The sequence below is a fragment of the Chryseobacterium electrogenes genome (genome assembly GCF_053553015.1).
Map to the genome: position 1 here is coordinate 1,348,204 of NZ_JBNPPB010000002.1, position 15,993 is coordinate 1,364,196.

Genomic DNA, 15,993 nt, shown 5'->3' on the forward strand with positions numbered 1-15,993 from the left:
AATGATTGAAAAAAAATGATTGAATAAGCATTATTAAAATGCTAGGTCATCCTCTGCCACATTTTCCCCTATTTGTTCAGGAGTTGTGTTTTCGGTTCTCTTAATACTTCCATGCAATTTGATGTTAGAGGTATGGAAATTCAATCCTGCTTTAGGCGCTCCATCATGGCCCGTCCACGCTCTTGTATTTACTCGTCCTGTGAGTTCTACCAAAGTACCTTTTGTGAGTAGTGTGGCTACCTTTAATGAAATCCAATAAGAGCAGTCGAAATAGGTAGTTTGTTCAATATGTTCGCCCTGCTTGTTTTTGTAGCTATCGTTGGTTGCTACCGAAAAATTTACGACTTGTTTGTTCTGTGACGTTGTGCGTACTTCCGCATCTTTAGTCAGTCTTCCAATGATGTTCATAACCGTTCCTGTTTTAATGGTTTTAAAATTTGTGACTTTCACATTTCTCGCATCCAGGTTCCAATCTTAATCAGCTTCGCTTCGCGTAATTTTTTCTAAAAGAAAACCGGAAAAAAGAAAGCAGACTATCACGGCGGTCAAAAGGAAAAGCCAAAAGGAAACGGAATAATTGGTGAGTACCTTTAGGGAGGAAACCGTTTATGCCGTTTCCTTTTGGCTGGGATTAAGCTAGGATAACCGCCATAATTTAGCTGCCTTTTTACTGGTTGATTTTGGAATAATTTAATTTAAACTTTGGGGAGCTAATGGATAGGCCTAGAGGACTATCAAAACAGGGATCTCAGAAAATGAAACGCTGAGATAAGGTCAGAATTCTTTTTGAGATTTCTGATTGCATCTAAGAACAAAAACGTCTTTGAGCGGAAGGATTGAATGGTGAAAAGTTGTTTTTGTTTCTAGAGCAATGACTATATTAAGACTATTTTCTAATACAATCCAGTGTTGATAATAGCATTATATGAAATCTAGTTTAAATAAATTCCAGTTTAAATGCTTAATAAATATCTCAAAGGTGAATCTTTTGGAAAGTAAAACAAGAACCAGCTATCATTAAACAAAAGGAAATCGAAAAGCAGGAAGAAATTAGAAACTACTTAAATGAAAGAAAAAATACCTTATAGAAAATAATTTCTTTATAAAGAAAGAGCAAAACTATTTTGAACGGGGTATGCAACAGTACCATAATTCAAATCCAATATTTGAGAATATAGAAGAATTCACATTACATAAAAACCATTAAAATCTTAACTTTCGCTTTGCTACAATTTCTATTGCTTCCTCATGAATTTCTAAATTTGATTTGCAATTATTGGATAGCAACCAGTGATCTATCTTTTTCCGTTCAAAAAACAGCATTTTACCGTTTGGTTTAGAATAAGGAATTTCCTGATTATGAACAAGTTGATATAAGTAGGATTTTTTTAAATCCTGTATAATCAGTTAGTTCTTCAACATTAAGAATTTCCTTATTTCCAACAAGATATTTTTCAATTCTTGCGAGTTTTTCTAAAATTAATTGGGTTTTCATAATAAAGATCTTTAAATAAAAAAAATACTTACTGATAGAAAATAAATTATCTACTAAAATGAACTGTTTAAATTAATTGTAAGTTCAGGAATAAGTTCAGATGCTTCTTTCATCTTAGTATCTACGATTTTAGCATAAATAGCGGTTGTTCTAATTTCCCGATGCCCTAGCCTTTTAGACACAGTATATATATCTGCGCCATTTTCTAATAAAAGAACGGCATTAGTATGTCTTGCACTATGAAAAGTAATATGTTTTGGAACGCCTGCACGATTGCACCAACGTATCAATTCTGTATTATAAGTCATTCCATATTTTAAACCACGAAATACTCTTTCCGTATTTTCTTTTCTATCTCCTAGTAAAGATCTCGCTTGTTTAGAAATATAAAGATATTCGACCCCCTCAGTCTTTTCTTGTCGGTAATTGACTCTACTATATTCTCCTTCATCACGAACTTCGGACCAAGTTAAATTATTAATATCTGACCATCTCAGTCCACTTAAACAAGAAAATAAAAATGCTCTTTTAAGAACATCATACTTACATTCAGCTTTCCCCAAGGATTCCAGTTCCGTAAATGTCAAATATTCTCGTTGGCTTTCGGCTTGTTCAAAAGACTTTACTTTGGTGGCGTAATTAATAGTAAGATATCCCTCATCAAAAGCACGCCGCAAGGATGCTCTGAATTTATTAAAGTACGAGTATTTTGAGTTTTGTGAAAGTGGAAGGTCGCTCTTAGTTCTTGCATCCAGCTCAAAATATTTCCTCACCCTCTTTACAAAATTTTCATCGATATCCTTAAAAATCGTTGAAGGAGAAACAATTTTCTTAAGATGTTGTAAAGTAGAGAACCAATTACCATAATTATTGGAAGAATCTTGAAGCTGTTTTTCTTCAGTTAATTCCAAGAAAAAACTTAAAAAACTTACTTTTGATTTGGTAGTGCTTTTCATATTATATCTACCTTGTATAAAGTCTGTTTTTCGAATAGCTAAGATGTCTTCAGCCAGTTTAAAGTTCTCTTTGTTTTCTTTTTTTTCAGATGAAGACATTGGAAATTCATATAAATAAATTTTAAGGTATTCGAATTCTCTTAAATGAGTACGCTTACCTTCTATGTTGGTATTTGAACCTTTATAGTATTCTATATACAAACTAATCCTTCCGTCCTTAAGTTTTTTTTGTTTTAGTGTAATTAACATAGTATAATCTTTTGAGGTGTACATTTGTACACCTTTTAGCTATCGAGGTGTACATAAGATGTACAAATATATAAATAAAAGATTAGAAACGAAAAACAAAACACAGCTAACTAACTGTAAATCAACAAATATAAAACATTAAAAACTATTAAAAAGCTAATTTATTTACCGATACAAAACTTACTAAAAATATTCCCGAGAACTTCGTCATTTGTAAATTCACCAGATATTTCACCTAATTGTTCTAGGGCATTGCGAAGTTCATAAGCGAGAAGCTCAGTCGTTATTTGGGAAGCAACTGCCTCTTCTACACTATTTACAGAACTCAAAGATTTAGTCAAAGCTTCATAATGGCGTTGGTTGGTAATTACAACATGTCCTTCTTCACTTTTCATAGATTCTACATAAGAAGACAACTCATTCTTTAGGTCCTGAATATTATGATTTTCCAGAGCAGAAATTTTAATAAAATCAAACGGATCCGACAGTTTTTTTCGGAATAAAGCTTCAATAGAATCAAAGGCAGTTGGCACAACCTCATCAATCTTTGTAAGACAAATAATAAGCTCTAAGTCATCACGAATCAAAGACTTTATCATCTCTAGATCTTCAGAAAAATCTTCCGTTGCTGCATCTACAAGATAAACCAATATCTTAGCTTGACCCACTTTTTCTCGGGCTTTTTGCACTCCAATAGCTTCTATTTCATCAGCCGTATCTCTAAGTCCAGCCGTATCAATTAATCGGAAAGCATGACCTTTAATATGCAATATTTCCTCTATTGTATCACGCGTTGTACCCGCAATATTACTTACAATAGCGCGCTCTTCTTTCAATAAAGTATTAAGCAAAGTAGATTTCCCCGCATTGGGTTTACCAATAATCGCAACAGAAGTTCCGTTTTTAATGGCATTTCCGTATTGGAAACTATCAATCAAGGATTTTAATTTAATTTCAATCTTTTTAATAAGACCTACCAAAGCAGTTCTGTCCGCAAACTCTACATCTTCCTCAGCAAAATCTAATTCTAATTCTATCAGCGATGTAAAATTCAATAAATCACCTCTCAAAATAGAAATTTCCTGAGAAATACCACCTTTCAATTGGTTAAGAGCTACTTTTCGAGACGCTTCATTTTCAGAAGCAATAAGATCAGCGATAGATTCGGCTTGAGATAGATCAATACGTCCGTTCATAAAAGCGCGCATGGTAAACTCTCCTGCTTTCGCCATTCTAGCACCATTTTTAATCAAAACCTCTAGAATTTTAGCACCGATATGCGGCGAACCATGAAACGAAATTTCCACAGAATTCTCCGTAGTAAAAGTTCTTGGCGCATGAAAAACCGAAACCATAACCTCATCAATAACCTCAGCTTCGTCTTTTATAAAACCATAATGAACAGTGTGCGTTGTCACATTATTCAAATTTTTACCGTCAAAAATCTTGCTCACCAAAGCAAAAGCTTCATTGCCCGAAACTCTAATAATCCCAATAGCGCCCATCCCATTAGCTGTCGCAAGCGCACAAATAGTATCCTGATTCATCCCGCAAATTTACAGATTTTTATTGATGTTTTTCAGGAACCGAGAACCTGCTTTCACTACTCGCTGTCCTAATCATTGCACAACCTTGCTTTTAGGACGAGCTCAGACATGCCGTTCAATCAGGGTTATGAGATTGGTTAGTATAATCAAGTTAAGCTCCACAACTTAGATTTAGTAGAAATATATAAAAATAAGAATACCAAAAGTAGATTTTTTAGTTTTTAGAAAATTGTTTTAATCAAAAGATAAATATTAAGTGTTAGGATAATAAAGCTTATAAAAACAATTAAAATTTTAAGCCAAGGTTTATTAGCGAAAGTCCCCATTTTCAATTTAGAATTGGTAAACATCACCAACGGAATCACCGCAAAACTCAACTGCATAGATAGGATAACCTGGCTGAAAACTAAGAGTTCTGCCGTACCTTTTTCTCCATACAAAATTGCTACAATCAAAGCAGGAATTACCGCAATTAATCTCGTAATTAATCGTCTCACCCAAGGCTTCAATCTAATATTAAGAAAACCTTCCATTACAATTTGACCAGCTAAAGTCCCTGTCAAAGTAGAATTTTGTCCCGAAGCCAACAAGGCAACTCCAAAGAAAATACTAGCTAATGTAGTCCCCAGAATAGGCGTTAATAATTCGTAAGCGTCATTAATATCTGCAATCTCATGATGTCCCGTAGTATGGAATGTCGCCGCGGATAATATCAAAATACTAGCATTAATAAAGAATGCTAACATTAAAGAAAATGTACTGTCAATCGTTGCAAATTTAATTGCTTCTTTTTTTCCTGCTTCAGTCCTTGGATAATCTCTTGTCTGGACAATACTACTATGGAGATACAAATTATGTGGCATAACCGTGGCGCCCAAAATACCAATAGCAATATAGAGCATAGATGGATTAAATACGATTTCTTTTGTAGGTACTAGACCTTCTAAGATAGGAAATAACTCTGGCTTGCTCACAATTAGCTCATAACCAAAACAAGCTAAAATAACAAAGATTAATCCTCCGACAATACTTTCTATAATCCTAAATCCTTTTGCTTGTAAAAATAAGATAACGAAAACATCTATTACTGTTATGACGACGCCCCAGGTTAGAGGAATCCCGAAAAGGAGATTTAGTGCAATAGCAGTCCCTATAACTTCTGCCAAGTCACAGGCTGCAATCGCAATCTCACACAGAATCCATAAAACAAAATTAACACCAGGCGAGAAATGATCTCTACAGGCTTGCGCCAAATCACGCTCTGCAACAATGCCTAACTTTAAGGATAAGTGTTGTAAAACAATCGCAAACAAGTTAGAAATTAATATAACGGATAATAATGTGTAGCCAAAACGAGCACCACCTTCTATATCGGTCGCCCAATTACCCGGATCCATATAACCTACAGCAATCATTAATCCTGGCCCTGTGAAAGCTAATAATTTTTTCCAAAACCCAGCATCTGTAGGAAATCGTATTGATGAATATACTTCTTGTAAAGAATGTTGATGCTTGTCTTTTCTCCAAGCTTTTTTATTATTTTTGAACATCAAATCTATTTGTTAGAACAATCTAACAAATCTACAATATTAAAAGTTATTAACAAAAAAAAACTGCCCGAAGGCAGTTCAATATTTTATATAAGATCTTATTTTACAAATCTAATTGCAGTTTTTCTATCAGACTCTCTTTCTTTGTCAGAAGCATCAGCAGAAACTTTTGCAAATTCTGAGCCATAACCTTTTGCTTCTTTAACTTGAGCAGAAGCTAAAGCTGCTTTTACAACATCTGCTCTATCTTGAGATAATTTTAAGTTAACAGCAGCATCACCTTTTTTATCAGTATAAGCTCCTATTTTTACGTTAGCAGCAGGAAATTCTGCTAAGATTGCTTTCAAATTATCTAATTGAACTTGTGATTCTGGTGTCAATGTCTTTTTACCAAATTCGAAATTTAAGTTATCGAAATTAAACCACTTTTCTTTAAGTTGAGCTTCAGTATCATTTTTATACTCATCAGACTTAAGGAATGTAACAATCTGATCTTCGATACCACCTTTGTAAGCATTAATTGTTTTGCCACTTGGCAATGTTACTACTAATGATTCTCTAGTGACTGTTGCATTGTTATTAACATTTGCTGTTGCACTATCAGATTTTAAATTAAGAGAATCCGTAGTACTCACTGGGATATGTTCTGCTTTTTTCTCACATTGCTTCCATAAAAACCAACCCGCAGCTAATAACAAAATTAATGGTAAAAGCCATTTCCAAATAGAACCTCCTCCATTATTGTTAGAAGACGGTGTTGGTGGTGTATAAGTATCTCCTCCTCGCGTAGTCCCAATATTAGTTTCTACTGGTGAAACAACATCCTGAACCTTAACATGCTCCGCAGAAGAATCACCAAACCAATTACCCAACCCTAAAGTCGCTAAGCTAAGACCTGCAGGTAACAATGAAGATACAACACCTTTCTGATCAGACAAAAGATTAGAAAACTGAGAATGATCCACATTATTATCGCTTACATATTTTCCTAAAGTCCCCAATGTAGAACCTGTAAGAAGATTAAGAATAGAATTAGATGACCCTTGACTAACGCCTGCAAAATTAGCAACAGCACTCGTTAAGGAATTAGTCTTATCACCAAATATCAATGATAAAATTGTAGACACAAGATTGTTATTTTGTCCGCTACCACCAAGTAGATTGTTAACAAGACCGCTAGAGACAACTTCTTTTACAGTAGCAAAAACACTAGGATTACTAGCGTTATTAGCAAGACCTCCTACTACAGCAGGTAGTAGTCCACTTATAGCTTTGGAAACTCCAGATTCGCTTTCTCCAAGTTGGCTTGCCGTTTGCGAAATTAAAGCTGGACTAATCTGATTCTTAACAAGATCAATTAAATTAAATGACATAATAGTTTATTTTTTGTGTTAATAAGTATTCAACACAACAAAAATCAGTCCAGCTTTTAATTCTTCATCAATAATTAACTAAAATATTAACGAATTTTTAATTTTTAATAAGCTTTAGCAAACAGAACCCTTTGTTTTGAAGGTTTTTTTGATAGCAATGAAATTCCTTCTTCTAACTTACTATCTAAAGGAATACAACGGATTGTTGCCTTAGTTTCTTCTTTAATACGTTCTTCTTCTTCTGGCGTACCATCCCAATGTGCAGAAATAAAACCTCCTTTTTCTGCTAAAACTTGCTTAAATTCTTCATAACTATTAACCTCCGTGATATGAGAATCACGATAATTTCTAGCTTTGTTGTAGATATCTTGCTGAATTACTTTTAATAAATCATCAATGTACTTGTCAATATTATCGATGCTAACAGATTCTTTGGTTAAATTATCTCTTCTAGCTAATTCTACAGTTTTATTCTCTAAATCTTTAGGGCCAATCGCCATTCTAACAGGTACGCCTTTCAATTCATATTCTGCAAATTTCCAACCTGGTTTGTTCTGTGTATCATTATCATATTTAACAGAAATACCTCTTGCGTGTAATTTTGCTTTAATCTCGAAAGCTACTTCGTTAATTTGATTCAACTGCTCTTCTCCTTTAAAAATAGGCACAATCACTACTTGGATTGGTGCCAAACTTGGAGGCAATACTAACCCAAGGTCATCAGAATGCGTCATGATTAACGCGCCCATCAATCTTGTAGAAGTCCCCCAAGAAGTTGCCCAAGCATATTCTTGCTTGCCTTCTTTATTAGTAAATTTCACATCAAAAGCTTTAGCAAAATTTTGACCTAAAAAGTGAGAAGTTCCTGCTTGTAATGCTTTTCCATCTTGCATTAATGCTTCTATACAATAAGTTTCGTCTGCACCTGCAAATCTTTCAGATGGCGTTTTATATCCTTGAATTACTGGTATTGCCATAAAATTCTCAGCAAAATCAGCATAGACTTGATTCATTTTTTCAGTCTCCTCTACTGCTTCATCTTTGGTAGCATGAGCCGTGTGGCCTTCTTGCCAAAGGAATTCTGCAGTTCTTAAGAAAAGTCTTGTTCTCATCTCCCAACGTACAACATTAGCCCACTGGTTAATTAAAATCGGTAAATCTCTATAGGACTGAATCCAATTTTTATAAGTACTCCATATAATCGCTTCAGACGTTGGTCGTACGATAAGTTCTTCCTCTAGTTTGGCATCTGGATCAACAATTAATTTGCTTGGATTATTAGGATCGGTTTTTAATCTATAATGCGTAACAACAGCACATTCTTTGGCAAAACCTTCTGCATTTTTTTCTTCTGCTTCAAATAAACTTTTCGGGACAAACAAGGGGAAATAAGCATTAACGTGACCTGTTTCTTTAAATTTCTTGTCCATTTCGTCACGCATTTTTTCCCAAATCGCATAGCCGTAAGGTTTTATCACCATACAACCACGTACACTGGAGTTTTCTGCTAAATCTGCTTTTATTACCAACTCGTTATACCACTTGCTGTAATCTTCCGCTCTTGATGTTAATTTTGCCATAAATATTTAATTACTTTTAACTTTCGTTACTATTTTAAATCTAAAATAAAAAGGTTAATTTTACATACCTATTTACCAATAATAATGGTATAATTTTGGTATTAAATTAATGCAAATATAATAAACTTAAATCTTCATTGAAAATGAAAAATTTTAACAATTATAAAGTAGCAGATCTTTTCAAGTCAAAAATCTTGATAATGATTTCTAGCAGTATGCTACTAACGTCTTGTATTATACAGACTGGTGGCTACTCTGAGACAGATGGTGTTTATTACGATCCTAATAGAGATAGCGTCCCACAAGGATATTCTGGTAACTATGGCAATCAAGTTGACAATTATTATAATTATACCGATGACGATATAAGTCTTATAGAAAAAACGCAACGTAACCAACAAATGAGTAATAGCCGCTATGGTAGCTATGAGTCCGACTGGGGTAATTACACAGGCACACAAACCAACTATAGCAGCTGGGGTAACTATGGAATGGGTTACGGAATGGGAATGGGCTACGGATTCGGGATGAATTACGGATGGGGATCTCCCTACTCATACTACCCATCAAGATGGGGATTCGGGATGAGCTTCGGCTGGGGATCTTCTTGGAATCCTTGGGGATGGAATTCTTTCTATGATCCTTTCTGGGGTGGCGGTTATGGTAGCTATTGGGGGAACTATTACTACCCTTCTTACTATGGTCATGGTGGATATTATGGATATAATAATTATTACAGACCTGATTACAGAAGAAGCGGTCCTAATAACTCTCGACTAAACGGGATGTTGAGAGAGAACACTTTCCGTAATCAAAATAATGCCTTTAATAATACCAATAATAGTGGATTCCGTAATAATGGTAATATGACAAATGGTAATAATGGCGGTTTCAGAAATACAGGTAATAACAATGGTGGTTTTAGAAATACAAATTCTATGAACAATAGCAATGTTAGACCAAACAATAATAATTACCCTAATAACAATGGAGGCTTCCGTAATACATCTACACCAAGAACTTATGAAAATAGCAATCCTGTAAGAAGTAATCCTATACCTCAAAACAACGGTGGTTTCCGCTCTGGTGGTAGCGGTAACTTCGGTGGTGGTTCTTCTTCTGGTGGTGGTGGCTTCCGCTCTGGTGGAGGTTCTTCTGGTGGTGGCGGTGGCTTCCGCTCTGGAGGTGGCCGATAATCTATTAGTTATTTATATTTAGTTTAAAATCATTTATATAAAATGTTAAAAAAATCATTATTGGCAGTCTGCATTCCAGCTGCCTTTTACTTGCAAGCTCAAGACATATCAGTTATCAGAAATACCATTGACGTATACGGTGGCGGAGAGATTAATGGATCTGCAAAATACAATGCTATGGCTGGATCTATGGGAGCTCTAGGCGGAGATGTATCTTCTATTAATACAAACCCTGCTGGTCTTGGTGTTAATATCCTTAGCGATGTTAATGTAGGTCTAGGTATTTTTTCTAATAAAAATGCCTCATCATTAGCTGGATCAAGCAGAGACTATAAAACCAACAAAACCTTACTTAATAATGCTTCTGCAATACTAGCATTTGATTTGAGGCAAGCTAACTCTAATTGGAAATACATCAATCTAGGTATCAATTATAATTCTCAAAAAATTGATAATACCATTGCTACACCAGGCAATCAAAACATAAAAGGTCAGATAGATCTTATAGACAGCAATAATAATCCATTGGTTGGCAACCTAACTTATATGGGACATGCTTATGAGAGATATGGGGATATTAACAAAACCAATGTAGCTGTTGGTGCTAATTATGATAACAAGATTTTTATAGGTGCTGGACTTAATTTCCATGATGCTTACATAGAACAATATGATACTGCATCATTAAAGTTAGAGGCTGGAGGTATTACCAATACTAATAATTACAGTAAGCAGTATACTCCTTTTTCGGAAAATGCATCTGGTTTTTCTGCCAATATTGGTATAATTGGTAAAATCAGTAAAGAAATAAGATTAGGAGCATCCATAGAAACTCCGACTTGGTGGAGAATGGATCGTGTCTTTACAGAATACTACCATAACAAAGATAATAATATCGCCAGCGACACCTATACAGAAGACAGAAAATTGCGTACGCCTACAAAAGCGACTCTAAGTGCTGCTTTTGTACCAAGTAAAAGCTTTGCGATTAACGTAGATTATATCCAAGGATTATCAAAACCAAAATATACTGTATATGGCGATGCAGAAACTGAGCTAAATTCTCTCTTCAAGGATGTTTATAAAAATACTTCAGAAGTAAGAGTTGGTGCAGAATATAGATTAGAAGGATTAAGACTACGTGGAGGTTATGCCTATGCAACAAGCCCTTTTGACAATATGTCTGTTCCTGCATTCTCCGATAATGGAGCGCAAAACAATGTCTCTTACAAAAATCTAATATTAGGAGCTCGTAACACTTATGGTCTGGGCGTAGGTTATGATTTCAAAGCATTTTACATCGATGCTTCTTATCAAAACATAACATCTAAATACAATAACCCTTTCTTTAAAGGTGACGAAAGTAATAATCCTAATTTCGAATCTACAGGTTATTATAATAATTTAAAGGTGATAAGTGACGCGAATATTGTATCCAATGTTAAAACTACAAAAAGCAATTTCTTTGTAACTTTAGGTTGGAAGTTCTAATATCTCTTCTCAAATTATTAACAAATAAGCTACTCCGTGGAGTAGCTTATTTTAATTTTTATTAGTTAATGACTTGTCTAGTGCTGGTTGATTTTTCTTTTCAGTAATTTTCTTCACCACATAATCAATAACGACTGGTACTAATAATGTTAGGATGGTTTTTAATAATCGTGATTTCATTTCGTTAATTTTATTTCAATAGAATTTACAATTATTAAGCCAAATTATATTACTCACTCTCAAAAGAGCTTTTATAATTCTCGTGAGCTAACTTAATACTTTTTACAATCCGTTTCTTTAACTTTCTCGGTGCCAAAACTGTTAAGAACTCTCCCATCCCAAGAATCATTCTTTCTAACTCAAAATTAAGTTGAACACAAATTTTAAATGTCGTATACTCTTGATCTTCTTTTAAAATAACCTGCGAATGATGAAAAGGCTTAGTTTTCACATAAGGTGCATGCTTGTGAGCAACCTTAAAAATAACATTTTGCGGTCGTTGTGTTTCTGAAACCGTTGCACCAATCACTTCCCCAAAATAACGATCTGCATCAAAATCTTTATCTATATAAACACAATTTTCGTCCACTTCAATTATCTCCATTCTGTCTAAAGCGAGATTCATCATATTATTTTTATGCCAACAAATTAAGAACCAACGGTTGTTATATTCTTTCAATAATTGGGGATGAACCGTCATGTATTATGCTTCTCGAGCCTTAAAGCTTTTATACAAAATCCTCAAAACTTTCTTATTCAAAATATTGCTGTATAACACATCGATATGCTCCAAGCCTTTTAATTGCTCATTTTTATCGAGGTGAATAATGGATTTTTGATTGGTAGAATTTACAGAATCTTCCAATTTCTGTATCACGCCATTCATTTCTTTAAACATAGAAAAATCCTTAAATTGCTTCAAAATCTGAATGGCGTTATTCATCGCTTTAAGATCATTTTCGTTCACCTGAATATTATGAATGCTATAATCAGAATCGCTGTAGCGGTAATATTTCCGACCATAGACTTCGATTGGCGCCTCATAACCGAATTTTTCACTGCGCATATTCTGCAGATCCAATTGCACAGTACGTTTGCTTACAAAAGATTCTTTTCCTTCAAACTCAAATAAAGCCTCAGAACATTCGTCCATCAAATCCTCCAAAGTATATTGTTTGAATTTGTTTTTCAGACATTTGTCCAAAATTTTGTAGCGAATTAAGGCATTTTTATTGGAAGACATTTTTGAAATTTTAGATTATAAATTATAAATTTTGAATGACCTTCTAATTTCTATGATCTAATCTCTAACCTCTTTTGATTAACGCTTCTCCTTCAAACGAAATTCCGTCCCAGCCGAACTTCATGAAGTTTCGGATATTCTGATGATCGTCGCCGTTTGGATTTTGCAAAACATCAGTTCTGTAAAAATCACCGAACAAAGCTAAAGTTTCGTCTTTGGATAATTGATGAAGTTGTGCAAAGCTAAAAACCTTGCAAGAACCGTTATTTTGATTAGCTTCATTCACTGTTTCTCCGTTGGTGAATTTCGTTGGTGTAAAGTCGAAATTCTCATCGATATGAGCAATAACTTCTGTGAAACTGATGCTTTCTGGAGCATTTTTTAATTGGTCTAAAATCATTTGAAAATATTTTATTAAGTTTTATAATAGAAGTTTAACTTGTCATTCTGCAAGAATCTCGACACAACAGATTCCTCTGGAATGACAAGTACTTTTGATAATTTCCGATAAAAATATAAAATATTTTTTGGTACGCAAAAAGATTGCGCACTTGTGTAATTACTTTGCATCATCAAACTGACAAAATAATTAAAAACGTCCAATTGCAGCAGCCCGATTTATCTCAAATTTATTGTTCTTTTTTTGAATCGATGAATCTCATGCTTCGATTTGAGCGGAAATCCTTTTGTAAGGAACGAACAAAAGATTGGGAGCGGAAGGCGGAAAAAACTTAGATTTTCCAATAACAATCTTATTATCAAAATCTTTATCCACTTTGTCATTCCGTAGGAATCTCGACAGATTGATTATAATATTTAAGGTTACGGTTTTCCGTAATCTTTTATTATTGTATGTTAGTATATTTACAAAAAAACGAACCTCCTAGTAACTATAAAAACATTATGATAACAAGATTACAGCTTAATAATGTTGCAACTTATAAAGATTTAGTAGAAATAAGTGATTTGAAAAAAGTTAATTTCTTCTTTGGAAATAATGGCTGTGGCAAATCAACAATTGCTCGTTTGTTTTATAACTATTCTCAAAATGACATTCCATCATATCCATTCAATAATTGTTCTATTGATGGTTTTAATAAAAATAAAGAAGAAATAATTGTTTTCGATTATGACTTTGTTCAAAATAATTTCTATTCGAATACTGAATTATCTGGAATCTTTTCACTAGATGAAAAAAACGAAGAGATTGACAAAAAAATAAAAAACGAATATCAAAATTTATCTATAATTGAAAAATCAATTTCAGATAAGAATGAAGAAAAGCAAAAGCTTATAAATTTAAAAGAACAATCTTATAAAAATATATTAGAAGAATGCTGGATTTATAATAAGCAGTTTGAAAAAGACTTCAATAAAATAAATCTGGGAAAAAGAAAGGATCCATTTTATGAAAATATTTATGCAATAAATAAGACAGAATATTCTCCGAAAAATCTGAACTTTATTTCAGAAAAATATAAAAAATACTATTTAGAAGAACTTTCCAAATTGGAAACAAATATTTCCATTAATAATTTTGATACAATTCTTGATTTTGAAAAAGAGTTCAATACTGCTTTAGAAGACATCATTATAGGAAGTAATGACGTTTCAATTGCCTCAATTATTAATCAATTGAATAATAGCTCTTGGGTTCAGCAGGGAATTAATTTCTTAGACAAGGACAAAGAAGTACAAGATTGTCCCTTCTGTCAACAACAAACAATAGATAAGGATTTATTAAATCAATTTGAAAAATATTTTGATACTACTCGAGAAGAAAAAATTAAAAATCTTCAAACTTTATATTCTAATTATATTTTAAAAATCTCAGCTTTTGAAGCCAGCCTAAAACCTTTAGCAGACAAAGAATTAGTAAAGTTTGATATTTTGAAAATACAAAACAAATTATCAAAGATTTTTACTAAAAATGAAAAAGAAATCCAAACAAAAATTGACAATCCTAACGAGAAAAAAAAATTAGAAAGCCTTGAGTCGTTAAAAATCGAACTTGAAAAAATAAATGAAAAAATTAGAACTCATAATGAAGAAGTTGACAATATAAAACAGAGCCAGCAAGAATTAACGAATGAGATATGGAAATACATTTCTCATCAGGTAAAAGATAAAATCAATTCCTTTAAAGTAGCTGAAACTAAAGCGACCAAGCAACTCGAAAAATTAATTGCAGATATGAATGCTGCTAAAGATGCTAAAATTCAATCTAAAGATAAAATTCAAGATTGGCAGAGTCAAACAGTTAATACGCAAAAAGCTATTGATAACATAAATGATTTACTTTTAAAAAATAATTTTACAGGATTTAAAATTGAAAAAAAAGAAACAGAAAATAAGATTGATAAATATTATATTTTAAGAGAGAATGAAACTTCAGAAAATCACGTATTCAAAACATTAAGTGAGGGAGAAAAAAATTTCATTGCATTCCTATATTTTTATCACCTTTGCCTATGGACTAATGACACAAAAAACTCTACAAAAAAGAAAATTATTATCATTGATGACCCTGTATCAAGTATGGATAGTCAAGTTTTATTCTTTGTTTCAACTTTAATAAGGAGATTAATTACTAAAAAGGGAAAGGGAAAAGATCAACATAAGAATAATTTAAATCATCAACTAAAAAATGATAATATAGAACAAGTTTTTATTCTAACTCATAACATATTTTTTTATAAAGAGATTGCCTTATTATCAGGTAAAAGAATATGTGAATCAACTTCATACTTTAATGTGAAAAAAAATAACAATATTTCTAATATAGAAAGAATTGCAGAATCTAAAAACATAGCCTTTAATGACTATCAATTATTATGGCAAGAAATAAAAAAAGATGATTCTGAAAAAATATCAATATCACTTATGAATAATATGCGTAGGATTATAGAGAGCTATGGTAATTTCATGGGTTTAATTGACGGTGTGGATTTATGGAGTTTACGAGAAAACATACCTGAGGAGAGTTCTGAAAATTTAATTATATCAGCCTTAATTTCTGAAATGCAGGATGGAAGTCATCGTGTATCAACAAATGATGAAATTTACTTCTCTAGAATATCTAATGAATCTAAAGAACTTGCATTAAAAACCTTTAGGCTATTATTTGAAAACTTAGGAGGTAAAACTCATTATGATAAAATGATGAATTTATAGCTACCAATAGCATAGATATAAAATCCGCATTTCACCTCAATAATCCCACCCCTAGCCTCCCGCTAGGTTTTTTTATTTACACTATTTAACACAAAATATGAATTGACAATACAACATCAACACTACCCGACTTTCCTGA

The 15,993-nt window shown here is 32.9% G+C and carries 12 protein-coding genes and 1 pseudogene; 3 read left to right on the top strand and 10 right to left on the bottom strand.

Going from position 1 to position 15,993, the window contains the following annotated elements:
* Positions 1–33 precede the first annotated feature (33 nt).
* The 7 genes from ACQQ6V_RS06230 to proS all read right to left on the bottom strand — a co-directional run bounded on the left by ACQQ6V_RS06230 (position 34) and on the right by proS (position 8,750).
* A complete protein-coding gene (locus ACQQ6V_RS06230; protein ID WP_448846178.1) occupies positions 34–408 on the bottom strand; it encodes a single-stranded DNA-binding protein in 375 nt (124 codons plus the stop codon).
* A 949-nt stretch (positions 409–1,357) separates the two neighbouring features.
* A complete protein-coding gene (locus tag ACQQ6V_RS06235) occupies positions 1,358–1,495 on the bottom strand; it encodes a hypothetical protein (protein WP_448844687.1) in 138 nt (45 codons plus the stop codon).
* Positions 1,496–1,548: 53 nt separating this feature from the next.
* Positions 1,549–2,700, bottom strand: coding sequence for a site-specific integrase (locus ACQQ6V_RS06240; RefSeq protein WP_448844688.1), 1,152 nt, complete (start codon positions 2,698–2,700; stop codon positions 1,549–1,551).
* 161 nt (positions 2,701–2,861) lie between these two features.
* The gene (gene mnmE / locus ACQQ6V_RS06245) at positions 2,862–4,247 is read right to left on the bottom strand and encodes a tRNA uridine-5-carboxymethylaminomethyl(34) synthesis GTPase MnmE (protein WP_448844689.1); all 1,386 of its coding nucleotides are present in this window, start codon (positions 4,245–4,247) and stop codon (positions 2,862–2,864) included.
* A 221-nt stretch (positions 4,248–4,468) separates the two neighbouring features.
* Positions 4,469–5,797 (bottom strand): Nramp family divalent metal transporter, encoded by a 1,329-nt coding sequence (locus ACQQ6V_RS06250; RefSeq protein WP_448844690.1) that lies wholly within the window; start codon positions 5,795–5,797, stop codon positions 4,469–4,471.
* A 98-nt stretch (positions 5,798–5,895) separates the two neighbouring features.
* Positions 5,896–7,170, bottom strand: a complete 1,275-nt coding sequence (locus ACQQ6V_RS06255; RefSeq protein ID WP_448844691.1) for a DUF937 domain-containing protein — start codon at positions 7,168–7,170, stop codon at positions 5,896–5,898.
* Between the two features lie 104 nt (positions 7,171–7,274).
* A complete protein-coding gene (proS, locus tag ACQQ6V_RS06260) occupies positions 7,275–8,750 on the bottom strand; it encodes a proline--tRNA ligase (protein ID WP_448844692.1) in 1,476 nt (491 codons plus the stop codon).
* A gap of 143 nt (positions 8,751–8,893) precedes the next feature.
* Here proS and ACQQ6V_RS06265 point away from each other — a divergent pair, with 143 nt between their 5' ends.
* Together ACQQ6V_RS06265 and ACQQ6V_RS06270 are read left to right on the top strand one after the other, a co-directional pair.
* Positions 8,894–9,946 carry a prolyl-tRNA synthetase gene (locus tag ACQQ6V_RS06265; protein WP_448844693.1) on the top strand — a complete coding sequence of 351 codons (1,053 nt, stop codon included), beginning with the start codon at positions 8,894–8,896 and terminating at the stop codon, positions 9,944–9,946.
* 42 nt (positions 9,947–9,988) lie between these two features.
* The gene (locus ACQQ6V_RS06270; protein ID WP_448844694.1) at positions 9,989–11,437 is read left to right on the top strand and encodes an OmpP1/FadL family transporter; all 1,449 of its coding nucleotides are present in this window, start codon (positions 9,989–9,991) and stop codon (positions 11,435–11,437) included.
* A gap of 51 nt (positions 11,438–11,488) precedes the next feature.
* Here ACQQ6V_RS06270 and ACQQ6V_RS06275 read toward each other — a convergent pair whose 3' ends face one another.
* From ACQQ6V_RS06275 to ACQQ6V_RS06285, 3 genes and pseudogenes are all read right to left on the bottom strand, one after another.
* A complete protein-coding gene (locus ACQQ6V_RS06275; protein WP_448844695.1) occupies positions 11,489–11,617 on the bottom strand; it encodes a hypothetical protein in 129 nt (42 codons plus the stop codon).
* A 49-nt stretch (positions 11,618–11,666) separates the two neighbouring features.
* Positions 11,667–12,680: pseudogene (locus ACQQ6V_RS06280) on the bottom strand (helix-turn-helix transcriptional regulator).
* A gap of 64 nt (positions 12,681–12,744) precedes the next feature.
* Positions 12,745–13,080 carry a HopJ type III effector protein gene (locus ACQQ6V_RS06285; protein ID WP_448844696.1) on the bottom strand — a complete coding sequence of 112 codons (336 nt, stop codon included), beginning with the start codon at positions 13,078–13,080 and terminating at the stop codon, positions 12,745–12,747.
* A gap of 503 nt (positions 13,081–13,583) precedes the next feature.
* Between ACQQ6V_RS06285 and ACQQ6V_RS06290 the strand changes: the two genes are divergently transcribed.
* A complete protein-coding gene (locus ACQQ6V_RS06290) occupies positions 13,584–15,854 on the top strand; it encodes an AAA family ATPase (RefSeq protein WP_448844697.1) in 2,271 nt (756 codons plus the stop codon).
* The last annotated feature ends 139 nt before the right edge of the window (positions 15,855–15,993 follow it).

Excerpts from the sequence above, each read along its gene's own strand:
- ACQQ6V_RS06255 (WP_448844691.1), bottom strand. The coding sequence starts at position 7,170 with ATGTCATTTAATTTAATTGATCTTGTTAAGAATCAGATTAGTCCAGCT.
- ACQQ6V_RS06265 (WP_448844693.1), top strand. The coding sequence starts at position 8,894 with ATGAAAAATTTTAACAATTATAAAGTAGCAGATCTTTTCAAGTCAAAA.
- ACQQ6V_RS06230 (WP_448846178.1), bottom strand. The coding sequence starts at position 408 with ATGAACATCATTGGAAGACTGACTAAAGATGCGGAAGTACGCACAACG.
- ACQQ6V_RS06290 (WP_448844697.1), top strand. The coding sequence starts at position 13,584 with ATGATAACAAGATTACAGCTTAATAATGTTGCAACTTATAAAGATTTA.
- ACQQ6V_RS06250 (WP_448844690.1), bottom strand. The coding sequence starts at position 5,797 with ATGTTCAAAAATAATAAAAAAGCTTGGAGAAAAGACAAGCATCAACAT.
- ACQQ6V_RS06240 (WP_448844688.1), bottom strand. The coding sequence starts at position 2,700 with ATGTTAATTACACTAAAACAAAAAAAACTTAAGGACGGAAGGATTAGT.
- ACQQ6V_RS06275 (WP_448844695.1), bottom strand. The coding sequence starts at position 11,617 with ATGAAATCACGATTATTAAAAACCATCCTAACATTATTAGTACCAGTC.
- mnmE (WP_448844689.1), bottom strand. The coding sequence starts at position 4,247 with ATGAATCAGGATACTATTTGTGCGCTTGCGACAGCTAATGGGATGGGC.
- ACQQ6V_RS06235 (WP_448844687.1), bottom strand. The coding sequence starts at position 1,495 with ATGAAAACCCAATTAATTTTAGAAAAACTCGCAAGAATTGAAAAATAT.
- proS (WP_448844692.1), bottom strand. The coding sequence starts at position 8,750 with ATGGCAAAATTAACATCAAGAGCGGAAGATTACAGCAAGTGGTATAAC.
- ACQQ6V_RS06285 (WP_448844696.1), bottom strand. The coding sequence starts at position 13,080 with ATGATTTTAGACCAATTAAAAAATGCTCCAGAAAGCATCAGTTTCACA.
- ACQQ6V_RS06270 (WP_448844694.1), top strand. The coding sequence starts at position 9,989 with ATGTTAAAAAAATCATTATTGGCAGTCTGCATTCCAGCTGCCTTTTAC.